The sequence below is a fragment of the Marinobacter sp. es.042 genome (assembly GCF_900188315.1).
Lineage (GTDB): Bacteria > Pseudomonadota > Gammaproteobacteria > Pseudomonadales > Oleiphilaceae > Marinobacter.
Genome location: NZ_LT897781.1, coordinates 1,178,795 through 1,199,640, shown reverse-complemented (window position 1 = coordinate 1,199,640; position 20,846 = coordinate 1,178,795). Strand labels below are relative to the sequence as shown.

Here is a 20,846-nt window from a genome sequence, read left to right as displayed (position 1 = left end):
ATATGAAAAAAATCAAAACCCGCGACCGCATCCTCCAGACAAGCCTGGCGCTGTTTAACACCGTCGGCGAGCCCAATGTCACCACCCTGCTGATCTCTGATGAGATGGATATCAGCCCGGGTAACCTCTACTACCACTTCAAGAGCAAAGGTGACATTGTCGAGGAAATCTTCGACCAGTACGAACACGACATGGTCGACTTGTTGGCGGTTCCGGAAGACGCCAACATCAGCCTCGACCAGCAGGGGTTCTTTCTGCATCTGCTGTTCGAGACCGTAGCCCGCTACCGGTTTCTCTACCAGGATCTGGTAAACGTGTTGTCCCGGTACGATCAGCTGCAGGTACGATTCAAGCGCATCCAGAAAAAGAAAAGACTGGCTTTCAAGACGATTTGCGAGAGCTTTCGGCGCCAGGGCATTATGGCGATTGAGCAGGAAGAGCTTGATTCTCTTTGTGAGCAGTTGACGCTAACCGCCTGTTATTGGAGCGCTTTCGATACGCTCTCTCACCTGGATGACCGGGAGGCAGTGGATCCGGGACGGGGTGTTTACCAGATGATGCACCTGGTGCTGCCCTACCTTGCGCCGGCCGACCGGGAGGAAGCCCGGCTGATGAGCCGGGACTATCTCTGAGCCGTACCGTTATTCTTCGTCGTCGTCACCGGCGCGTTTCCGCAGGCGGGCAAGTTCTGATTCGAGGGCTTCAATACGCCGCTCCATGGATTCGATTTCTTCACGGCGATGTATACCCAGACGTCTCAGGGCACCAGACACCCGTTCATCAAACATGTGCTCAAGCCGGTCCCAGGTACCAGTGGCTCGCTCCCGAACCCCTTCAACCCGATCCTCCACGGACTTGATCTGCTTTTCGACGACGCCACGGGTTTTGTTCTCGAGCTGCTCACCTTCCTGCACGAGACGCTCGAAGAAACGGCCAGTATCTTCCTCGGCTTTGGTATAGGCGCCCAACCCGGCCAGCCAGATCTGGCGGGCTGAACCCTTGATTTTTGCCGCCAGTTGCGGATCATTCTCCGGCTTATTGTCGTTCTCGTCAGACATGTACAACCTCGGGAGTGCGGATGGCTCTTTCTGACCGCCATTGTATTACAGCTTGGCCCAGATTTCAGTCGGCCTGGAACCCGCTCAGTGAAAGGCGGCAGTATAAAGACGCATCCGATATGAAAAAATGTTTTCAAACGAAAGTGAGTCTCGCTTGAAGTGTTCAAAATATAGTCAATACTTCCCAATACCGGCGTCCCTGCTGATGCCGGTTTGTCTGGAAGTCTTTCATGGATACTACTCGCACGCCTCTGCCCGGCATCCTTTGCCGGGCTTTTTTTTGGTATTATTGCCCCAAGATATATGCTTATTCCAAAATGACAGACTTTAAAATTCGGAGTATCAAATGATTGAAATTGCGTGGAGTAACTTCACCCCCTGGTCAGCGCTGGCGGGTGGCATTCTGGTGGGCATAGCTGCTGCCAGCTTTCTGCTTCTTAACGGGCGGATTGCAGGCATCAGTGGAATTCTTGGCGGGCTTCTTTCACCGGCAAAAGGCGATATTGCCTGGCGCGTGGCCTTCCTTGCCGGACTGATTGGTGCACCGGCAGTCTGGGTACTGGCAACCGAACTGCCCCCTATTGAAATCGAGGCCGGCTATCCCGCGCTCATTATTGCGGGCCTGTTGGTGGGGATCGGCACCCGATACGGTTCAGGCTGTACCAGCGGACACGGCGTTTGCGGTTTGTCCCGCCTATCGCTGCGCTCGCTGGCGGCCACGATGAGCTTCATGGCTGCCGGATTTGTCACCGTGTACGTGATTCGTCACTTGATGGGGGTATGATGCCATGAAATTTTCTCTTGCTTCCCTGTTTGCTGGCCTTGTCTTCGGAATGGGGCTTATCGTTTCCGGCATGGCCAATCCTGAAAAGGTGCTCGGCTTCCTTGATATAGCAGGCCTTTGGGATCCTTCACTGGCGTTTGTGATGGGCGGCGCCATCATGGTGGGTGTGCTCGCGTTTGCCGTTGCCCGCAAGCGCACCCTTTCCTTCCTCGGGTTCCACATGAAAATGCCCACCAGTGCCCATATCGATAAACGATTGGTACTCGGCGGTCTTATGTTCGGTGTTGGCTGGGGTATCGCCGGCTTCTGCCCCGGACCGGGACTGGTCGCGCTCGGTGCCGGTGAAACCAAGGCGGCGGTGTTCGTTGCGGCCATGGTTGCGGGCATGGGCATTTTCGAAGTCATTGAGCGCAACCGTGCGAAAGTGTAAGTATTTTCTGTAAATTTACCCGCCGCCATTCTGACACAGCCCGGGGGCTGTGCGATCATGGCGGCAGCTCCACTACCCGATTCGGAGAACGACATCCATGGATATCAGAAAGATCGACGACAATATTTCGGTAGCCCCGCAGATTTCCATCGAAGACGTGGCAGAAGCCGCGAAGCTGGGCTTCAAGACGCTCGTGGCAAATCGCCCTGACCACGAAGAGCCGGGCCAGCCTGCCATGGCGGATATCGAAGCCGCCGCAAGGGAACAGGGCCTTGAGTGGGTATACATGCCGGTGGAGTCGGGAAACATCACTGACGACGACGTAAACCGCTTCGCGCCGATGATCCGGGACGCCGAAAAACCCGTACTGGCATTCTGTCGCTCCGGGACCCGCTGCACCGTGCTCTGGGCACTGAGCGCGGCCAGAAGCACATCAGCCGATGAGATCTTTACCAAAGCACGCAACGCCGGTTACGACATTTCCGGCCTTGCACCAAGAATGGCGCAGCAGGCCGCCTACAAACGCTGACACTGCCACCGCCTAACCAACGTTCAGGATCTACCGCATGCAATACAAAGGTTCAGAGAATTTCAGCCACAACCAATCTGACCGATTGGGGGTGCTGGTTACCAACCTGGGGACCCCGGATGCACCGACAACCTCGGCCCTCCGTCGCTACCTGGCTGAATTTCTCTCGGACCCCCGGGTGGTCGAGTTGCCGCGGCCTCTCTGGTGGCTGATCCTTCACGGTGTGATACTGAGAATTCGCCCCAAACGAAGCGCAGAGGCCTACTCCAGTGTCTGGCAGCCGGAAGGCTCTCCCCTGCTGCTACACACTGCAAAGCAGGCTGAGGGCATCCGAGAGGCACTCAAGCGCAAGTACGGCCCTAACGTTGTCGTCGGCTTTGCGATGCGCTACGGCAATCCCTCAATTTCCCGGGTTCTTGATGAAATGCAGGAACAGGGCGTACGGAAACTGCTGGTTCTGCCACTATACCCCCAATACTCCGCGTCGACCTCGGCCTCCACCTTCGATGCCGTTGCCAAGGATTTCTCGAAACGGCGCTGGCTGCCGGATTTCCGTTTCATCTCTCACTACCCGGATTATCCTCCATACATTGAAGCCATGGCGCGCCATATCGAGGCGCACTGGGCCAACCATGGACGCAACCAGAAGCTGGTTTTTTCCTACCATGGCGTTCCGCTCAAGTACCTGACCAAGGGCGACCCTTATCACTGCGAGTGCCACAAAACCTCTCGCCTGCTGGCTGAGCGACTGGGCCTGAGCAAAGAGGACTACATGACCACGTTCCAATCCCGCTTTGGCAAGGAAGAGTGGCTCAAGCCCTACACGGATGAAACCCTGAAGTCCCTGCCAGGCAAAGGCGTCAAATCCATCGACGTATTCTGCCCCGGCTTTTCATCCGATTGCCTGGAAACCATTGAGGAAATCGACGAAGAAAACCGTGAGTACTTCATGGAGGCCGGCGGTGAAGGATTCAGCTACATCACGGCGCTGAACGCAACGCCCGGGCACATCGAAGCGCTGGTGAAACTGATCGAAGAGAATCTGGAAGGCTGGCAGATGCCAAAGAACGAGCCAGAGGCTCTGGCAGCGCGCCAGCAGAGAGCGGACGAACAGAAAAAACTCATTTATCCAGGTCGGGACCTCTGATCTGGCTTTGATCGAACACCGGGGCGGATTCAATTGCCCCGGTTTTCCCCCTTATCTTCTCCGCCTGAAAGCTCAGGCACCGCCTGGCAAAAAGCACATTCCTCCGTATCCACAGCGGCTCCACCGGCTTCCACATATCGGACTTTGTGGCTGGCCTTGCCCCGATTGGCAGATACAGAAAACATTCGGTCCCGACGTTCTAATGAACTGTTTTGTGAGTCTGTCATAGCGAACCCTCATGATATCGACACTCTGATGATGAGCGTAATCAGGCATTAAACCAAGTAGGGAAAACCACCGGGCAAATACACTGGGATCGGGCACGGATATCTTGTCACCAGACCGGTTAAATCCTATGTTGAATGATAGAGTTCACCGATTTAGTGAATCACCCAATGAGAACCGCCCCGCCTAACGGTTCTGATCATCTGGTGCATTTGCTTTGGCGTGGTTCTGCGCTGACCGGCAAGGAGAAGCTAGCATGTCAATAACGTCAGAAACTCAATCATCCAAAGATGTATCAGGCTGGCTCGACCCGACCATGGACTCGGTACGCGGGACTGAAACGCCCAAGGATCCGAACAAAGGCTACATTGCCCTGCTTGGTTGGAGCTTGAATGCGGTCAAGGCCGCGCAGAAGTTCGACCGTCGCTATATTGTGGTCGCTCCCGACTGGGCTGCGGATTTCTGCACCGCAAACAAGATACCTTTCATTCCATGGGATTTTACCCGCCTGAATGACCGGTCCATGGAGATTGCAGAAAGGCTAAAAGCGGAAGGCGTTGATGTAGCGCTGCCTCTGTTCGAGGAAACCGTCGAGTGGTCAGGGGCGATCAACTCAGTCTTGTTTAACGAACCTCATATGTACGGCCAGTCTATTCTGTTTCGTGACAAAGCCCTGATGAAGCGCCGCGCACAACTCGGCGGTATTCGCGTCGGGATCTTCGAGGAGGCGTATGAAAAAGACGACATTGTTCGCTTCATGAGGCGCGTAAATCAGACACTCTTGCACCTTGAGGGTGACCCGGACGACCCGATTCACGTCAAGGCCTTCGACAAAGCCGGTTGTCTCGGCCATCGAATGATTCGCAAGATAGAAGACATTGACGCCATTCCGCCGGAAGAGTATCCCCTGTTGATGGAGAGTCACCTGAGTGGCTGGGAATTTGCGGTCGAGGCCTGGATTCACGACGGGAAAATCAAGTTCCTTAATATTTCCGAATACGTCACGCTGGGTTATTCGGTGTTCGTCCCCGCTACCAATGAGCTCGAGAGCTGGCGCAGCGCGATCACCAAGCAGATCGAACTCCTGATCAAAACCTTCGACATCAAATTCGGGTTTATCCATCCCGAGTACTTCGTTACGGCTGACGGCGAAATGTATTTTGGGGAAGTTGCGTATCGTCCGCCGGGGTTCAAGGCTTTTGAGCTTATTGAGAGAGCTTATGGATTTAGTGCGTACCAGGCTTCTATGCTGGTGTTTGATCCTAAAACCACTCAAGAGGAGGTAGATAGCTTCTTCCCCCGCGAGGTAGTTGATGCGAAGGGCTACGCAGGATGCTTCGGCGTTTATCCAAGACGTCGTGTAATCAGCAGACTGGAAATGCCCAAGGAAACGGTTGAACACCCCTACTTCGAGTCTCACGAATTGATCGCGCCTAAAGAAGAGATAGTTCCTGAACGGTTAGCCTATGGGACTCATTGGGGCCTGATCTTCTTCTTCGGTGACGACCCCATCAAGATGCGAGACCTCCTGAAAGCCCAGGAAGATCTGGACTTCTACGTATAGAGGCGCTGTTCAGTGCGTCTGGTTCTTTAGCGCGGCGATAGAGCTTGCATGGTACGCCGCTGCATAGGACGCGGCCGCGCAACCGGGGTCGTTTGCCAGGACATTGAATGTATTCACCGGTTTTCCCGTCAGCGCCTGGCTGACAGCGTACGCGCTGTCAGCCAAAGCCTTGGCACTGTAGCCGCCTTCCAGCATCAGTACCAGCCGCCCCTCACAAAGTTCGTCGGCCAGGTTGCTCATGCGCTGGGTGACGGCGGCATACCCGGTTTCATTCATGTTGCAAACCATGTCGAGGTAATGGCAATCGAAACCCGTGGATACCAGCAGAATATCGGGCCGGAATGCACATGCTGCCGGCCTCACCACCTGCTCGAACACCTTCAGTAACGCGGCGTTGCCAAAACCCATGGGCAGTGGGACGTTGAGATGGTAACCGAAGCCCGGGCCAGCTCCGGTTTCATTCAACAGGCCGCTGCCCGGGTAGAACGGTGCCGCGCAGTGGCTATCGACCACCAGCACGCCTGGTTCGTCATAGAAGATGGCCTGGGTACCGTTGCCGTGATGCATGTCCAGGTCCCAGATCATGACTCGTTCATAGCCGAGGGCTTTGCGAGCATGCGCCGCGGCGACCGCCAGGTTGTTATAAAGGCAAAAGCCACGGGCACGATCTGCCGGAGCGTGGTGCCCGGGCGGACGCACAATACAGAACGCTCGCTCGGCTTGACCGGCGGCGATCGCTTCGATCGCGCTGATTCCGGAGCCGGCCGCCAGGCGAGCCGCCATCACGCTTCCCGGAGATACTGCGGTCGTGTCTTGAGACAGCCAGCCGGATTGCCCATCCAGCGACTCAATATGGGCCACATAGGCTGCATCATGTACCCGCTCGAGTTGAGGGGCGCTGGCCGGGGACGGCAGCATCCAGCGCACGCCGTCGATGGGCTCGAGAAGCAGCCGATCGACGATCGCTGTCAGGCGTTCCGGTCGCTCGGGATGGCTATAGGTGTCAAGGTTGGCATTGGGATACTGCTGCTTAATCATCGCCTTGACGGCGTCAGTCCATTCGGGACGGTCAGGATCCCAGCCGTGGGGATTGTGACCGAGCATACGGAAGTCGTAATAGAGCAATAAGGTCGCGGTCATAGCTGTCACCACAAGACATCATGTTTTGACCCACCTATCTCGCCCGCGTGGATGATGCTCAAATAAGCACGTACCACTACGGAGCCAAAATAAAACGCGCAGATCGTAACGGAGTCTAGTGCAGAAATCAGTGAACATGGAACCTGGGTGGCTCAGAGCACGAGTGCAGGAAAGTGTTTGGAAGGAGATATGAATTGCTGAGGTTATGGAAAATGGCGGTGGGCCAGGGATTCGAACCCCGGGAAGGCTATTAACCTTCGGCGGTTTTCAAGACCGCTGCATTAAGCCACTCTGCCAGCCCACCGGTTTTCCATTTGCCGTCATTGCGACAGCGGTGAGCATGATACCGGAATTGCCTGTGCTGTCAACGCTCTGCATAAAACCCGCCGCATTTTTCAACATTAACGGTTTTTAATGGAATCCGGAAGACGGTTTCCTGTCGTAAATGATTGAAAGTTGCGTATCTGACACTATTATGGGAACCAGTATCCAGTCGTTATAAACGGAGATGACAATGGAAGACAGACGATTCGGCGTTCAGAACTCTCAGGGAGCCTATTCGACTCCCCAGACGGAGCGCGCGACCACAGGCATCAGCGATGATGCGATGAAGGTGTTGCGCAACACCTATATGCTGCTTGGCATGACACTCGCCTTTTCGGCGCTGACAGCATTCCTGAACATGAACGGAACCCACCCGGGCTTCCTGATCACCATCGTGGGATACATTGGGCTGCTGTTCGCAACCTATAAGTTGAAAAACAGCCCCTGGGGCATCGTGACTACCTTCGCCCTGACCGGGTTCATGGGTTATACCCTGGGTCCGATCATTGGCGCCTTCGTAGCTGCCGGCGCTTCCTCGATTGTCGCCCAGGCGCTGACACTGACCGCAGTTGCGTTTGTTGGTCTGTCTGCCACGGCCATCATCACCAAGAAAGACTTCAGCTTCATGTCCAGCTTCCTGACCGCTGGCGCGTTTGTGCTGATCGGCGCCATGCTGCTGGCCTTCCTGATGGAGAGTTCTGTTCTGCATCTGGCAGTGTCCGCCGGCTTCACGATCTTTGCCTCGATCATGATCCTGTTCGAGACCAGCCAGATCATCAAGGGTGGTGAGCGTAACTACGTGATCGCCACGGTTGGTCTGTATGTATCCATCTACAACCTGTTCGTCAGCCTGCTGCACCTGCTGTCTGCGTTCAGTGGCGAAGATTGATACCAGGCTGAATCAGCCGCTTCGAAACCCCGGCAGTTGCCGGGGTTTTTGCTTTCGGTAAACTGAAAGTCATTGTCTTGCAGACTTATAACGAACAGGAACCATGTCCGAAACCTTTACCCTGGTAATTACCGGCGCGCCCTACTCGTCTCAGGCGCCCCAGACTGCTCTCGGCTTTGCGAAGGCAGCGGTAGATGCTGGCCATCACATTGACCGGGTGTTCCTCTACGGTGACGGGGTCCATCTGGCCTCCGCGCTCTGCGCGCCGCCGTCTGACGAAACCCACTGGCCAGACGAATGGTCGCGGTTTCTGACTCAGCACAGTATTCCCGGCGTGGCATGCATTGCCTCCGCGCTGCGTCGTGGCCTGGTCAACGAAACCGAACAGAAACGCTACGAATTGCCTTCGGCCAATCTTCGGGCCCCGTTTGAAATCGCTGGTCTCGGAGAATGGGTCGAAGGACGAATCAAATCCACGCGCACGCTTTATTTCCACGCTGGAGACTGACCATGAGCACACTGATCATGATTGACCAGCCACCCTATGGCGCGTGGACCGGACGGGAAGCGCTGGATATGGCGTTTTCGCTGGCAGCCTTCGACCAGCCGGCATCCCTGCTGTTCACCGGGCCTGGCGTTAACTGGCTGAGACAGGCTCAGCACGCCGGAGGCATTGAACAGAAGTCTGTGGAGAAGAATCTCGCTGCAGCACCGATATTCGGCATTGACGCGATCCTGGCTGATCGGGCTGCCTGCATTGCCTACGGCCTCGATGAGCATTCGCTGATTGAAGGCGTCACCCTGGTAGATGCTGATGCCGATCTCCTCACTGACTATGACCACACCGCATTTGCAGGTTAGCTCAGATGACCGACATCCAGACATTGCACATATTGAACAAATCCCCCGATCATCCCCGGGCCGCGAGGTGCGTTGAAATGATGTCTGCGGAAGACGGCCTTCTTCTGACCGGCAACGGCGTGCTGTTGCTGGCACGCGGGAACCTTCTGCCGGGCGCCAGCAAGGTCTTTGCGCTCACTCCGGACGTCGAGGCGCGCGGACTGGGAGATCTGAGCGGCAACGTCAGTTCTGTGGACTTTGGGGGGATGGTCACGCTTTCATTGCAGGCACAACGGGTAATCAGTTGGTAAACCATGGTCAGTAATGCAATGCCTCAACGAAACAACGAAGGCTTTCTTGAAGACGCCCAGGCGTGGACCGAAAGTGTCGCGACGGCCATCGCTGCCGAGGACGACGTGGATCTCACAGAAAAACACTGGGAAATCATAAAGTTTCTTCGGTCTTTTTATAAAGAGCATGAAATGTCGCCACCCTCTAATCGCCTGTTTGTGAAGGCGGTCAAAGAAGCGCTCGGCGAGGATAAGGGGAACAGCATCTACCTGATGCAGCTGTTTCCCAGCACCCCTGCAAAGACCGCCTGCAGGATTGCGGGGCTGCCAAGGCCAACTAACTGTCTTTAGAGTCCTTTGAGGCGGCGCCGTCCTTCTGCCTGTTGCGTTCCAGGTCGGCTGCACTGCCAAGGAAGCTACTCAGGCCGTTCTCAAACAGGCCAGAGCCAAATTTCAGGAACTGGCGGGTCGATTCTTTAACGGTGCCGTCAAGGGCGCTTTCTGGCAGTTCCCGGATGGTATCTGCCACACCGTTTTTTACACCGCGAGTCACCGCCGGTTCGATTTCCCGGCCGGCCTCAATCAGTTCCGCCACCCTGGCATCGAGGTATGGACGCACCACGAAACGCCAGAACCCCCAGAGAGTGACAAGCACGGCGCCAACGGTTGCAAGAATCTGGATTGTCAGTGTTAGCCAAAAAGGCATGGCTTTCCTCCTTGTACTCCCGATAACGGGATTCACTCCGGCTAGAAATTCAGATAGCTCAGGGAAACGAACTGAAGCAGTCCTGCGAGGGCACCAAAGATGCCGCCCACAATCATCAACTGGACCTCTTCTTCCCGGAACGCGGGGCGCAGGATGTCCTGGAATTCATCGGGTTTCAGCGCTTTCATCTGGCCGGACAGTACTTCGGCCACCACGGGTGCCCGCTCCCGGTTAAAAGCCGGGTCACTGAACACGTCACGCGTAGCCAGTACCGCCTTCTGGTTCATGGCTTTCTTGAGCTCGGTGTAACCCGTCATACCAACGGTGACCTGCGCCGTCAGCTTCATGATGACAGAGTTGTCCAGTAAGGGGCGAAGATGTTTCTGGATGATTGCACGGGTTCTGTCACCGTGGCTGCCGTTGATCATGGCGTCGGCAACCTTCTCTACAGTAATCAGCTCCTCCGCGACAAGCCTGGCCCAGACATCGCTTATTTCCGGCTGCCGGCGTAGAAAAAGCCCCTGTATTTTCCAGAACAGGATTCGTCGGGGCCTGAGCGGCGCGAAAATCAGGTTGATGGCAATCCAGTTGGTCACGAAACCGACCACGAAGCCGCCCAGCGGCAGCAGCCAGGGCTCCGGATAGCGGGTCCATAACGGCACAAGGACAGCACCAAGAATGCCGCCGATAACCGCACCACGGTTGATCACAGACTGAAGCTCCACCGCTCCGGCTTGCTGGAAAATCCGGTTCATCATGTCCGGATGTTTTTCGAGTTCGCGGCTGAGCAGAGCCTTGAGGTCGACCAACTCGTCCAGATCGTCACCAAAGTCCTCCACCAGCTCCTCTACCCTGGAGGGCAGTTGCTCACGGGCCCACTGATAAATCCGGTTTCTGACAAATAACGGAAGGTTGTCCCACAGGACCGGCTGGATTTCGTACATAACCTCATCGATGTACTCATCCATCCGCGGGGTCACCTGGGAAATCACCTGCTCAACGATGCGTTGCGGTTCAAGCTTCTGGTAGACAGCGTTGAGGTCGCCGAACTGCTGAAGCGTCCTGTCGATGCAGATATGCGCCATCTTTTCCGCTTTGCGAGGAATAACGCCCTGCCACCCGATCAGTCCCACCCCGATGAACTGCACCGGATAGAAGGACATCTGGATGGCCAGCCAGTTGGTCAGCCAACCAACAACGGCCGCCATAAGAGGCACTGACAGAAGCGCAACGTCGAACAAGTTTGACCCCGGTAGAAGAGTGTAATCCGTTCTAAGGCGGTGATAATGCCCTTAACGGACAGACAGGATAGTACCTGTCTGCAGTTGCTGTGTATGCGACAAATGATGAAGTAATTGAAATGTCACAACATTGGCCGAGCAGCCATGGCGAAGGCGGTAATGCGGCAGGCAGGAAGAGATACCGCGCCCCGGAGGGCGCGGCAAACCGAGCAGGAAGGACTTACTGGTAGTAGGCGTTCTCGGTGTAGGAGTGGTCGGTCACATCACGCACGGCAGTGATTTCCGGAACCCGCTCTTTCAAGGTTGATTCCACGCCCTGCTTCAGGGTCAGGCTGACTGCCGAGCAACCCTGGCAACCACCACCGAAACGCAGTACGGCCACGGATTCGTCGACGATCTCCACAAGGGACACCTCGCCGCCATGGGCGGCCAGATTCGGATTGATCTCGGAAGCGAGGATGTAGTTCACCCGATCCGGCAGAGGTGCGTCGTCATCGATCTTGGGCACTTTTGCGTTTGGTGCCTTGATGGTGAGCTGCCCACCCATCTGGTCCTTGGAGTAATCCACATAGGCCTCTTCGAGGAAAGGCACGGAATTGTGGTCCAGATACAGGATGAACTTGTCCAGATCTACCTGCTCGTCCGTCGGTACTACTTCGTTAGGCGGGCAGTAGGCCAGACAGGTTTCGGCGTTTTTGGTGCCGGGCTGCGTCACGAAGATACGCACGCCCATGCCTTCCACGTCCTGTTTTTCGATAAGTTGTGCAAGATAATCCCGAGCGGGATCTGTCACAGTAACCTGAGCCATGTTTTCAACCCGTTTGAAAGTTTGGATTCATTTTAAGGGAGTTCGCGGGAACATGAAAGACCAAGTAAAATAGTCGGGCTTTACGAAGGTAATGAATTTCCCGTATTGGCAGGTATTTGCAGTAGGCAATTGATAATCGTCATTCGTACTAAGACGGGCTCGGGCAATTTTGCTATGATCCCGCGCCATTGAATTTAATACCGCGTTTTTAACGACATCCGGAAGTAAACCTATGACCGATCGCACCACCCGTCTCGACCAGCTCCACAAGGCCCTGCAGGAACGCATTGTGATTCTTGATGGCGGCATGGGCACCATGATCCAGAATCTCAAACTGGACGAGAAGGCGTTCCGTGGCGATCGGTTTGCCGACTACGAGCGGGAAGTTCAGGGCAATAATGACCTGCTGAACCTGACCCAGCCCGCCCTGCTCCGCAACATCCACGCAGACTACCTGGACGCCGGCGCGGACATTATTGAGACCAACACCTTTAACTCCACCCAGCTTTCCCAGGCGGACTATGGGTTGGAAGCGATTGCCCGGGAACTGAACGTGGCCGCAGCGGAACTGGCCCGGCAGATCGCGGATGAGTACACCGCGAAAAACCCGGAAAAGCCGCGATTTGTCGCCGGTGCCGTCGGGCCCACATCGCGGACGGCCTCCATCTCACCGGATGTCAATAATCCTGGCTACCGCAATGTCGATTTCCAGACCCTGGTCGACAACTACTACGAAGCGGTAGGAGGCCTGGTCGAAGGTGGCTGTGACCTGATCCTGATTGAAACCATTTTCGATACGCTGAACGCCAAGGCGGCGATCTATGCCACTCAGCAGTATTTTGAGGACAGCGGCATCACCCTGCCGATCATGATTTCCGGCACCATTACCGATGCCTCCGGGCGAACCCTTTCCGGTCAGACCACCGAGGCTTTCTGGAATTCCGTGGCCCACGCCAAACCCATATCCGTTGGCCTGAACTGCGCACTGGGGGCCGACGCCCTGCGCCCTTATGTGGAAGAGCTGTCTGCAAAGGCGGAAACCTATGTCAGCGCCCACCCGAATGCCGGCCTTCCCAACGAGTTTGGTGAATACGATCAGACGCCCGAGGAAATGGCAGAGATCATCGAAGGCTTCGCCCGAGACGGTTTCCTGAACATCATCGGTGGCTGCTGTGGGTCCCGGCCGGATCACATCGAAGCCATCGCTCAGGCGGTGTCCAAGTACCCGCCCCGGAAGATTCCCGAGCGCCCGAAAGCATTGCGTCTGTCTGGCCTTGAGCCGTTCACAGGCGACGACAATGTTCTGTTTATTAACGTGGGTGAGCGGACCAACGTCACGGGCTCCAAGCGTTTCCTGCGTCTGATCAAGGAAGAGCAATACGAAGAGGCCCTCAGCGTCGCCCGTGATCAGGTGGAAAACGGTGCCCAGATCATCGACATCAACATGGATGAGGGCATGCTGGAGTCGAAAGAGGTGATGGTCACCTTCCTGAACCTCGTCGCCTCCGAGCCGGATATCTCCCGGGTGCCGATCATGATCGACTCCTCCAAGTGGGATGTGATCGAAGCAGGATTGCGCTGCATCCAGGGCAAGGCGGTGGTGAATTCCATCAGCCTCAAGGAGGGCGAAGAGGAGTTCGTCAAGCGCGCCAGAGACTGCATGCGCTATGGCGCCGCCGTGGTGGTAATGGCCTTTGACGAACAGGGCCAGGCAGACACATACGAGCGCAAGACCGAGATCTGCAAGCGCTCTTACGACGTGTTGACCGGCATCGGCTTCAACCCGGCGGATATCATTTTTGATCCGAACATCTTTGCCATTGCCACAGGCATCGAGGAACACAACAACTACGCGGTGGATTTCATCAACGCCACCCGCTGGATTCGGGAAAACCTGCCCCACGCCTCCATTTCCGGCGGTGTGAGCAACGTGTCCTTCTCGTTCCGCGGCAATGATGTGGTTCGTGAAGCCATCCACTCGGTGTTCCTCTACCACGCCACCAAGGCGGGGATGAACATGGGCATCGTGAACCCCGGCCAACTGGTGATCTACGACGAAATCGACCCGGAGCTCAAAGAGCTGGTGGAAGATGTTGTCCTGAACCGCCGTGATGATTCCACCGACCGGCTCCTTGAGATCGCCGAACGCTACAAAGGCAAAGGCGGCAAAACCCAGGAGGAAGACCTGGCCTGGCGTGAATGGCCGGTGGAGAAGCGCCTGGAACATGCATTGGTCAAAGGCATAACCACCTATATCGTGGACGATACCGAAGCCTGCCGCCAGAGAGCCACACATCCCATTGAGGTCATTGAGGGCCCATTGATGGATGGCATGAACGTGGTCGGAGACCTCTTCGGCGATGGCAAGATGTTCCTGCCCCAGGTGGTCAAAAGCGCCCGCGTTATGAAACAGGCGGTTGCACACCTGATTCCCTACATCGAAGCGGAGAAAACGGAAGATCAGAAAGCCAAGGGCAAGATCCTCATGGCCACGGTAAAGGGCGATGTCCATGATATCGGCAAGAACATCGTGGGTGTGGTCCTGCAATGCAACAACTATGAGGTGATTGACCTGGGTGTAATGGTGCCCTGCGACAAGATCCTCGCTGCTGCAAAAGAACACGATGTCGATCTTATTGGTCTGAGCGGTCTGATTACACCGTCTCTGGACGAAATGGTCCACGTGGCTCGCGAGATGCAACGACTCGATTTCAACATTCCGCTGATGATCGGTGGCGCAACAACTTCCAAGGCGCATACCGCGGTAAAAATCGAGCCCCAGTACAAGAACGACATCGCGCTGTACGTGTCGGACGCATCCCGCTGCGTGAACGTCGCATCCCAGCTTCTGAGCAAGAATGCGAAGCCCGAGTTTGTGGAAGCCGCCCGTACGGAATATGACGAAATCCGCGAACGCCGCAAGAACCGGGGTGACCGCACCAAGCTGGTTTCCCTGAAGGAAGCTCGTGATCGCGCCCCCGACATCTCCTTCGAAGGCTACCAGCCTCCAAAGCCGGCTTTCACCGGCATCCGGGTGTTCGAGGAATATGACCTCAACGAGCTGGCGGACTACATCGACTGGACGCCGTTCTTCATGTCCTGGGATATTTCTGGCAAGTACCCGGCCATTTTTGATGACCCGAAGCGTGGCGAGGCTGCCCGACACCTCTTTGACGATGCCCAGAAGATTCTGCGCCGGATGATTGATGAAAAACGGGTCTCTGCCCGTGGCGTCATCGGTTTCTGGCCAGCCAACCGCCGTGGTGACGATGTTGTGCTTTACACGGACGAATCCTGCACCGAGGAGCTGACTACCCTGCACCACCTTCGTCAGCAGGATGAAAAGGCACCGGGCAAACCCATGATGGCGCTATCGGATTTTGTAGCGCCTGAAGGCTCCGGCACCGTGGACTACGTGGGCGGTTTCGCGGTCACCACCGGCATTGGAGCAGAAGAATTCTCGGTAGAGTTCAAAGATGCCAACGACGACTATAACGCGATTATGGTGAAGGCGTTGGCCGACCGCCTGGCAGAAGCTTTCGCCGAGCGGATGCACGAGCGGGTTCGCCAGGAGTTCTGGGGCTATGCCGCTGATGAAAAGCTGGCCAACGATGACCTGATAAAGGAAAGGTACCGCGGAATACGTCCGGCACCCGGCTACCCGGCGTGCCCGGACCACACGGAGAAGGCAACACTGTTCAGTTTGCTTGAGGCCACTGATACCGCGGGCATCGAGCTGACCGAGCACTTTGCCATGTTCCCGACCGCTGCCGTCTCCGGCTGGTACTTTGCGCATCCGGAATCCAAGTATTTTGCGGTAGGGAAAATTGGCGCTGACCAGGTTGAGGACTATGCTGAACGCAAAGGCATTTCCAAGGCCGAGGCAGAACGCTGGCTTGCGCCAAGCCTGGCGTACGATCCGGCAGAGTAAGCTTCGGGTGAAGCACAGATCAGGGGCGGATGTATGACAGAATCTACAGAAGCGGAAAAACGGGAAGAAAAAAAGCCGCGTGGACCTGGCGTCTTGAAAGTCATGCAAAGCATACTCGCCGGCGCGTTCGGAGTTCAGTCCGACAAGCGCCGGGAGGAGGACTTTTCAAGCCATAGCCCCTGGCCTTACATCATCGCCGGCATTCTGTTCACAGCCAGCTTTGTTGTGGGCCTGATCGTTATTGTAAATCTGGTCCTGGCGAGCCAGTAGACTACTGGCCAGCTACCCAGACCACCGCGAAAGCCACGGCAAGAACCACCAGCAGCACGGCAGCAACGGCATCGGCCTGACTGTCAGAACGTGCGGTCTTTTTCATGTCTGTTCCTCTTTCCGAGTTTTTGTCCCGTGTTTTTCTTGTTATCACGGCAGCAGCGCACACTGCTAACGTCATCTTCCAAGTTAAGCAGTTAATTGATATTCGTCCAGTCCCTTGTTCCTTCTGCTTATCGCCTGAGTCGATAAACATATTTTGAAATAATCATTTTAAGAATAAAAACCCGCTGTTATCCTTCCCGTCAGATATAAGGCCGTCGGCCTGGATATGTCGCTTTCAAGCAGGATCCTCCCACTATGTACGTATACGATGAACACGATCGGCAAATGGCTGCCGAGAGGGTTGCCCAGTTCCGTGACCAGACGGAAAGAGCGCTGGCCGGAGAATTGGCTGAAGACGAGTTTCTTCCCCTTCGCCTGCAGAACGGCCTGTACGTTCAGCGTCTCGCCCCCATGCTCAGGATCTGTGTTCCTTACGGCATGATGCGCTCGGACCAGCTTCGCCGGCTTGCCCGAATCACGCGGGACTACGACAAAGGCTATGCGCACTTCACCACCCGCCAGAATGTGCAGCTTAATTGGCCGGCGCTGGAAGACGTTCCAGACATTCTTGCGGAACTCGCTGAAGTGGAAATGCACGCCAACCAGACCAGCGGCAACTGCATTCGTAACACCACCACAGACCAGTTCTCCGGTGCTCAGTCTGACGAGATTGCAGATCCGCGGCCCTATTGCGAAATTATTCGCCAGTGGTCCACGTTCCATCCGGAATTCGCCTTCCTGCCGCGGAAATTCAAGGTTGCCGTGAACGCTTCCGAACAAACCGATCGAGCCGCCATCCAGGTGCACGACATCGGCCTTCAGATGGTACGCAACGAGACCGGCGATCTCGGTTTCCGGGTACACGTGGGCGGTGGTCTCGGCCGTACGCCCATGGTCGGGCCGGTTATTCGCGATTTCCTGCCGGAACTGGATCTGTTGACCTACCTGGAAGCCGTGCTTCGCGTCTATAACCGGTACGGTCGGCGCGACAACAAGTTCAAGGCCCGGATCAAGATTCTGGTGAAGGCTCTGACCCCTGAAGGCTTTGCTGAAAAGGTGGAAGCAGAGTGGCAGCATATCAAGGAATCCCCGACCCGGCTGACGCCCGAGGCGATTCAACGCATCCAGGCTTACTTTACCGAACCGGATTACGCGGAAATCGACAATGCCACGGGCCTGCTGGCCAGCCAGCGGTTTGAGAACCGGGGCTTTGACCAGTGGCTGACCCACAACGTGGACACCCACAAGAAGGCAGGCTATGCCATCGTCTCCCTGACAATGAAAAAAACCGGCACTCCTCCAGGCGATGTCAGTGACAAGCAGCTCGAACAGATTGCCGATCTGGCAGACGAGTTCAGCTTCGGAGAAATCCGGGTCACTCATCAACAGAACGTAGTGCTGGCCGATGTGCGCCAGGATCGGCTGTTCGAACTGTGGCAGGCGATTACACCCATGGGTTTCGGTACCGCGAACCTGAACACCCTGACTGATGTTATCTGCTGTCCCGGTGGTGATTACTGCGCCCTGGCCAATGCCAAGTCTATCCCGGTGGCCGAGGCCATCCAGCGGCAGTTCGATGATCTTGATTATCTGTACGACCTGGGCAATATCGATCTGAACATTTCCGGCTGCATGAATGCCTGCGGTCACCACCACGTCGGCAACATTGGTGTTCTCGGCGTCGACAAGAAAGGCCAGGAGTTCTATCAGATCAGTCTGGGCGGGTCGTCCCATCATGATGCCTCAATCGGCAAAATTCTGGGGCCTTCCTTTGCACGGGATGAGATGCCCAAGGTGATTTCAAAGATCATTGATGTCTACGTAGACAAGCGCACGGAAGAGGAAACCTTTCTCGACACCTATCGCCGCGTAGGAATTGATCCATTCAAGGAGCGGGTTTATGCCTAACGTTATTTCTTTGGATGGCAGCATCCGCCAGGACAATTGGGTAGTGGTGCCCCGCCCCGCCGAGGGCGAATCGATGGATATTCCGGCCGACCAGCCGGCGTTAATCCCTGCGGATCTCTGGCTGGCAGGCTATGAGCATTTTACCGGACGACAGGAAATTGGCGTGTGGTTCAACAGCCACGACGAGCCCGAAATTCTGGACGGTCGGGTGAACGAATTGCCGGTGATCGCTGTGAATTTTCCGAAGTTCAGTGACGGGCGCGGTTACAGCATTGGCCGGCTACTGCGTGAGCGTTTCGGCTACAAGAACGAGCTTCGGGCCATCGGAGACGTACTGCTGGATCAGCTGCAGTTCATGAAACGCTGCGGATTCGATGCTTATGTCCTTCGGGCCGATAAGGACATCAACAAGGCTGCGCGGTGCCTGAACTTCTTCAGTCAGGGCTACCAGGCCGCGACCGATACGGAGATCCCGCTGTTCCGGCGTCGGGCCTCCTAGTCATCAAGCTTTAGAGTACGAAGAGAGGGGCTTTTCCCTCTCTTCTATTCCAGCTTCTCGGTTGGAGTCGCTTCTGATTTAGAGTGATCCAGGACAATCTTGCCGGCTGATTCACCTTTCAAGAACGCCTTCAGCGCCCCATCGAGCTCACCGCGACCGATATCCCGGGCAGACGCCTCGGTCTTCGGACACGCCCACTCCCCGGCGAATTTTTTCCATACCGATTCTTTCTCTGGCAGGGGAATCTCTACCGAATCGACACCCAGCAGATTCACGCCTCGCAGGATAAACGGCAGCACGGTGGTCTGAAGGCCCGGACCGGCTACGAGACCACAACAGGACACTGAGCCACCAGGCTTGATCTGCTTGAGCAGTTCGGCCAATGGGCCACCACCCACCGTATCGACAGCGTTCGCAAATGCCGGTTTAACGAGGGGTTTCTTTTCTTCGGCCAGGGTTTCACGACCCACAACTTCTTTAGCCCCGAGAGCTTTGAGATCGTCTGCATGGTCGGCCTTGCCGCTTATGGCAACGACGTCGAACCCAAGTCTGGCAAGCAGTTCCACCGCAACGGAGCCAACGGCACCGGAGGCTCCTGAAACAGCGACTTTGCCCTGCTCCGGCTTGGCGCCCATAGTCAGAAGCTTCTGAACACAGAGACCGGCGGTGAGGCCGGCGGTGCCATAGATCATAGCGGTACGAGCGTTCCATCCTTCCGGCATGGGAACACACCAGGCGGCAGGTACGCGGATGTATTCGCCAAAACCACCGTCCGTATTCATGCCCAGGTCGTACCCGGTCACGATAACCGGACTGCCGTTCGAGGGTTTGCCAGTGGCGGAATCGACGACCTCCCCTGCTGCGTCAATACCCGGGGTATGGGGAAAAGAACGGGTAACGCCCTTATTGCCGGAAGCTGACAGTGCATCCTTGTAGTTGAGCGAAGAATGGCTTACCCGTATCAGGACGTCACCATCAGGAAGGTCGGCAGTACTCAGTGATTTCTCGGCACCGACATACTCGCCGTCCTGCTCTTCAACGCGCCAGGCCTTGAATTCGGAATTGGTTGTCATCATTCGTCTCCGCGTTCAGTGGTCTACTGGAACTTCTGGTTGCGGAAGGCGCCCAGGACTTTCCAGACAGTGTGTTCAAGCGCCGAACTAGTGGCCAATCCGAGTTTTTCCGGAAGGGTCCGTTTGCGCTGGTATGCCACTGAGACTACGTCTGCCCGGTCGCAGGCTTCAATGAGATATTCGTCGGAGGTCTGGATCTCATCGATCAGTTTCACTTCGAGCGCTCGCTTGCCGAACCAGATATCTCCATTGGCAACGGCTGCAATGTCCAGGTCCGGCCGGCGTTCGCTGACATACTCCTTGAAAAGACCGTGAGTGTCTTCAAGATCTTCCAGAAATTTCTGTCGTCCTTTATCGGTGTTTTCACCAAAGATAGTCATGGTGCGCTTGTGCTCTCCAGCGGTGAGCACTTCGAAGTCCACGTCGTTCTTCTTGAGGAAACGATGGAAATTCGGAAGCTGGGCAACCACACCGATCGAGCCCAGGATGGCAAAAGGCGAAGCAACGATCCTGTCTGCGACGCAGGCCATCATGTAGCCTCCACTAGCCGCCACCTTGTCAACGCAGGCGGTGAGGCGCAGACCCTTGCTGCGAATCCGGTCCAGCTGGGCGGCCGCAAGGCCATAGGAATGAACCAGCCCACCACCGCTCTCGAGGCGGATAACCACTTCGTCTTTTTCCGGATCGGCAATACTCAGCACCGCTGTAATTGCCCTGCGAAGCGGATCTGTGTCGCTGGCTTTGATATCGCCGTCGAAATCCAGAACATAGACGCGACCACGACTGTCATCCTGCTCATCGGTATTCTTCGCGGCCTTGGCCGCTTTCTTCTCCGCCTTCTGAGCCTTTTTCCGGGCCTTCTCGAACACCTTTCGTTGGTGATCAGACATCAGCCGGGACTGAATCGTTTCACGCAGCTTTTCGTATTTCTCGTTGAGTTTCCGGATCTTGAGTTCTCCCTCGCCCTCATGATCACCCCGATCCTTCTGGGCCGCGGACATGATGACAGAGATCACTACCAGGGCCGCCACCACGAAAGTAACAATCTTGGCCAAAAACAAACCGTATTCTGTCAGGAACTCCAA

General features: G+C 56.0%; 22 protein-coding genes and 1 tRNA gene. 15 read left to right on the top strand and 8 right to left on the bottom strand.

The annotated features are described in order from the left end of the window. The first annotated feature begins 2 nt into the window (after positions 1–2). Positions 3–632 carry a TetR/AcrR family transcriptional regulator gene (locus tag CFB02_RS05680; RefSeq protein WP_088557238.1) on the top strand — a complete coding sequence of 210 codons (630 nt, stop codon included), beginning with the start codon at positions 3–5 and terminating at the stop codon, positions 630–632. Positions 633–641: 9 nt separating this feature from the next. Here the strand turns inward: CFB02_RS05680 and CFB02_RS05675 are convergent, their stop codons facing one another. After that, positions 642–1,058, bottom strand: coding sequence for a phasin family protein (locus CFB02_RS05675; RefSeq protein WP_088557237.1), 417 nt, complete (start codon positions 1,056–1,058; stop codon positions 642–644). A gap of 346 nt (positions 1,059–1,404) precedes the next feature. On the opposite strand from CFB02_RS05675, the gene CFB02_RS05670 reads away from it, so the two are divergent. From CFB02_RS05670 to CFB02_RS05645, 5 genes are all read left to right on the top strand, one after another. After that, positions 1,405–1,842 carry a YeeE/YedE family protein gene (locus CFB02_RS05670; RefSeq protein WP_088557236.1) on the top strand — a complete coding sequence of 146 codons (438 nt, stop codon included), beginning with the start codon at positions 1,405–1,407 and terminating at the stop codon, positions 1,840–1,842. Between the two features lie 4 nt (positions 1,843–1,846). Then, entirely contained in the window at positions 1,847–2,272 is a 426-nt protein-coding gene (locus tag CFB02_RS05665) for a YeeE/YedE family protein (protein WP_088557235.1), read from the top strand. Positions 2,273–2,369: 97 nt separating this feature from the next. Continuing rightward, positions 2,370–2,801 carry a TIGR01244 family sulfur transferase gene (locus CFB02_RS05660; protein ID WP_088557234.1) on the top strand — a complete coding sequence of 144 codons (432 nt, stop codon included), beginning with the start codon at positions 2,370–2,372 and terminating at the stop codon, positions 2,799–2,801. A gap of 37 nt (positions 2,802–2,838) precedes the next feature. Further along, positions 2,839–3,948: a ferrochelatase gene (hemH, locus tag CFB02_RS05655; RefSeq protein ID WP_088557233.1), complete on the top strand. Its 1,110-nt coding sequence runs from the start codon at positions 2,839–2,841 to the stop codon at positions 3,946–3,948. A gap of 481 nt (positions 3,949–4,429) precedes the next feature. Continuing rightward, a complete protein-coding gene (locus CFB02_RS05645; protein WP_088557231.1) occupies positions 4,430–5,737 on the top strand; it encodes an ATP-grasp domain-containing protein in 1,308 nt (435 codons plus the stop codon). Between the two features lie 9 nt (positions 5,738–5,746). Here the strand turns inward: CFB02_RS05645 and CFB02_RS05640 are convergent, their stop codons facing one another. Beyond that, positions 5,747–6,877: a histone deacetylase gene (locus CFB02_RS05640; RefSeq protein ID WP_088557230.1), complete on the bottom strand. Its 1,131-nt coding sequence runs from the start codon at positions 6,875–6,877 to the stop codon at positions 5,747–5,749. Between the two features lie 213 nt (positions 6,878–7,090). Further along, positions 7,091–7,181, bottom strand: a tRNA-Ser gene (locus tag CFB02_RS05635). Between the two features lie 210 nt (positions 7,182–7,391). On the opposite strand from CFB02_RS05635, the gene CFB02_RS05630 reads away from it, so the two are divergent. The 5 genes from CFB02_RS05630 (at position 7,392) to CFB02_RS05610 (ending at position 9,571) form a co-directional block, all read left to right on the top strand. After that, complete coding sequence (locus CFB02_RS05630; protein WP_014577154.1) at positions 7,392–8,090, top strand: Bax inhibitor-1/YccA family protein; 699 nt, start codon at positions 7,392–7,394, stop codon at positions 8,088–8,090. A gap of 103 nt (positions 8,091–8,193) precedes the next feature. Beyond that, entirely contained in the window at positions 8,194–8,598 is a 405-nt protein-coding gene (gene tusD, locus CFB02_RS05625; protein ID WP_088557229.1) for a sulfurtransferase complex subunit TusD, read from the top strand. 2 nt (positions 8,599–8,600) lie between these two features. Next, a complete protein-coding gene (locus CFB02_RS05620) occupies positions 8,601–8,951 on the top strand; it encodes a DsrE family protein (RefSeq protein WP_088557228.1) in 351 nt (116 codons plus the stop codon). A 5-nt stretch (positions 8,952–8,956) separates the two neighbouring features. Then, complete coding sequence (gene tusB / locus CFB02_RS05615) at positions 8,957–9,241, top strand: sulfurtransferase complex subunit TusB (protein WP_088557227.1); 285 nt, start codon at positions 8,957–8,959, stop codon at positions 9,239–9,241. A gap of 3 nt (positions 9,242–9,244) precedes the next feature. Then, positions 9,245–9,571: a TusE/DsrC/DsvC family sulfur relay protein gene (locus tag CFB02_RS05610; RefSeq protein ID WP_088557226.1), complete on the top strand. Its 327-nt coding sequence runs from the start codon at positions 9,245–9,247 to the stop codon at positions 9,569–9,571. Here the strand turns inward: CFB02_RS05610 and CFB02_RS05605 are convergent. The 3 genes from CFB02_RS05605 to nfuA all read right to left on the bottom strand — a co-directional run bounded on the left by CFB02_RS05605 (position 9,558) and on the right by nfuA (position 11,975). Then, positions 9,558–9,926, bottom strand: a complete 369-nt coding sequence (locus CFB02_RS05605) for a hypothetical protein (protein WP_088557225.1) — start codon at positions 9,924–9,926, stop codon at positions 9,558–9,560. The two genes, CFB02_RS05610 and CFB02_RS05605, sit on opposite strands and share 14 nt — an antisense overlap. A gap of 41 nt (positions 9,927–9,967) precedes the next feature. Continuing rightward, on the bottom strand, positions 9,968–11,167 hold the full coding sequence (locus tag CFB02_RS05600) for a hypothetical protein (protein ID WP_197694034.1): 1,200 nt from the start codon (positions 11,165–11,167) through the stop codon (positions 9,968–9,970). 220 nt (positions 11,168–11,387) lie between these two features. After that, positions 11,388–11,975, bottom strand: coding sequence for a Fe-S biogenesis protein NfuA (gene nfuA / locus CFB02_RS05595; RefSeq protein ID WP_008171684.1), 588 nt, complete (start codon positions 11,973–11,975; stop codon positions 11,388–11,390). A 232-nt stretch (positions 11,976–12,207) separates the two neighbouring features. Between nfuA and metH the strand changes: the two genes are divergently transcribed. The 4 genes from metH (at position 12,208) to CFB02_RS05575 (ending at position 18,688) form a co-directional block, all read left to right on the top strand. Beyond that, entirely contained in the window at positions 12,208–15,906 is a 3,699-nt protein-coding gene (metH, locus tag CFB02_RS05590; RefSeq protein WP_088557224.1) for a methionine synthase, read from the top strand. Positions 15,907–15,939: 33 nt separating this feature from the next. Then, on the top strand, positions 15,940–16,176 hold the full coding sequence (locus CFB02_RS05585; protein WP_088557223.1) for a DUF2970 domain-containing protein: 237 nt from the start codon (positions 15,940–15,942) through the stop codon (positions 16,174–16,176). Between the two features lie 360 nt (positions 16,177–16,536). After that, positions 16,537–18,189 (top strand): nitrite/sulfite reductase, encoded by a 1,653-nt coding sequence (locus CFB02_RS05580; protein WP_088557222.1) that lies wholly within the window; start codon positions 16,537–16,539, stop codon positions 18,187–18,189. Continuing rightward, positions 18,182–18,688, top strand: coding sequence for a DUF934 domain-containing protein (locus CFB02_RS05575; RefSeq protein WP_088557221.1), 507 nt, complete (start codon positions 18,182–18,184; stop codon positions 18,686–18,688). The genes CFB02_RS05580 and CFB02_RS05575 overlap by 8 nt, the downstream gene beginning before the upstream one ends. Positions 18,689–18,732: 44 nt before the next feature. Here CFB02_RS05575 and CFB02_RS05570 read toward each other — a convergent pair whose 3' ends face one another. Together CFB02_RS05570 and sohB are read right to left on the bottom strand one after the other, a co-directional pair. Beyond that, positions 18,733–19,761 carry a YhdH/YhfP family quinone oxidoreductase gene (locus CFB02_RS05570; protein ID WP_088557220.1) on the bottom strand — a complete coding sequence of 343 codons (1,029 nt, stop codon included), beginning with the start codon at positions 19,759–19,761 and terminating at the stop codon, positions 18,733–18,735. A gap of 23 nt (positions 19,762–19,784) precedes the next feature. Continuing rightward, a complete protein-coding gene (gene sohB / locus CFB02_RS05565) occupies positions 19,785–20,846 on the bottom strand; it encodes a protease SohB (RefSeq protein ID WP_088557219.1) in 1,062 nt (353 codons plus the stop codon).

What these genes read in the sequence shown, in the direction of transcription:
- nfuA (WP_008171684.1), bottom strand. Translation starts at nt 11,975, where the DNA reads ATGGCTCAGGTTACTGTGACAGATCCCGCTCGGGATTATCTTGCACAA.
- tusD (WP_088557229.1), top strand. Translation starts at nt 8,194, where the DNA reads ATGTCCGAAACCTTTACCCTGGTAATTACCGGCGCGCCCTACTCGTCT.
- CFB02_RS05585 (WP_088557223.1), top strand. Translation starts at nt 15,940, where the DNA reads ATGACAGAATCTACAGAAGCGGAAAAACGGGAAGAAAAAAAGCCGCGT.
- CFB02_RS05670 (WP_088557236.1), top strand. Translation starts at nt 1,405, where the DNA reads ATGATTGAAATTGCGTGGAGTAACTTCACCCCCTGGTCAGCGCTGGCG.
- CFB02_RS05580 (WP_088557222.1), top strand. Translation starts at nt 16,537, where the DNA reads ATGTACGTATACGATGAACACGATCGGCAAATGGCTGCCGAGAGGGTT.
- CFB02_RS05605 (WP_088557225.1), bottom strand. Translation starts at nt 9,926, where the DNA reads ATGCCTTTTTGGCTAACACTGACAATCCAGATTCTTGCAACCGTTGGC.
- CFB02_RS05640 (WP_088557230.1), bottom strand. Translation starts at nt 6,877, where the DNA reads ATGACCGCGACCTTATTGCTCTATTACGACTTCCGTATGCTCGGTCAC.
- CFB02_RS05630 (WP_014577154.1), top strand. Translation starts at nt 7,392, where the DNA reads ATGGAAGACAGACGATTCGGCGTTCAGAACTCTCAGGGAGCCTATTCG.
- hemH (WP_088557233.1), top strand. Translation starts at nt 2,839, where the DNA reads ATGCAATACAAAGGTTCAGAGAATTTCAGCCACAACCAATCTGACCGA.
- CFB02_RS05575 (WP_088557221.1), top strand. Translation starts at nt 18,182, where the DNA reads ATGCCTAACGTTATTTCTTTGGATGGCAGCATCCGCCAGGACAATTGG.
- CFB02_RS05645 (WP_088557231.1), top strand. Translation starts at nt 4,430, where the DNA reads ATGTCAATAACGTCAGAAACTCAATCATCCAAAGATGTATCAGGCTGG.
- CFB02_RS05610 (WP_088557226.1), top strand. Translation starts at nt 9,245, where the DNA reads ATGGTCAGTAATGCAATGCCTCAACGAAACAACGAAGGCTTTCTTGAA.
- CFB02_RS05680 (WP_088557238.1), top strand. Translation starts at nt 3, where the DNA reads ATGAAAAAAATCAAAACCCGCGACCGCATCCTCCAGACAAGCCTGGCG.
- metH (WP_088557224.1), top strand. Translation starts at nt 12,208, where the DNA reads ATGACCGATCGCACCACCCGTCTCGACCAGCTCCACAAGGCCCTGCAG.
- tusB (WP_088557227.1), top strand. Translation starts at nt 8,957, where the DNA reads ATGACCGACATCCAGACATTGCACATATTGAACAAATCCCCCGATCAT.
- CFB02_RS05620 (WP_088557228.1), top strand. Translation starts at nt 8,601, where the DNA reads ATGAGCACACTGATCATGATTGACCAGCCACCCTATGGCGCGTGGACC.
- CFB02_RS05675 (WP_088557237.1), bottom strand. Translation starts at nt 1,058, where the DNA reads ATGTCTGACGAGAACGACAATAAGCCGGAGAATGATCCGCAACTGGCG.
- CFB02_RS05660 (WP_088557234.1), top strand. Translation starts at nt 2,370, where the DNA reads ATGGATATCAGAAAGATCGACGACAATATTTCGGTAGCCCCGCAGATT.
- CFB02_RS05570 (WP_088557220.1), bottom strand. Translation starts at nt 19,761, where the DNA reads ATGACAACCAATTCCGAATTCAAGGCCTGGCGCGTTGAAGAGCAGGAC.
- CFB02_RS05665 (WP_088557235.1), top strand. Translation starts at nt 1,847, where the DNA reads ATGAAATTTTCTCTTGCTTCCCTGTTTGCTGGCCTTGTCTTCGGAATG.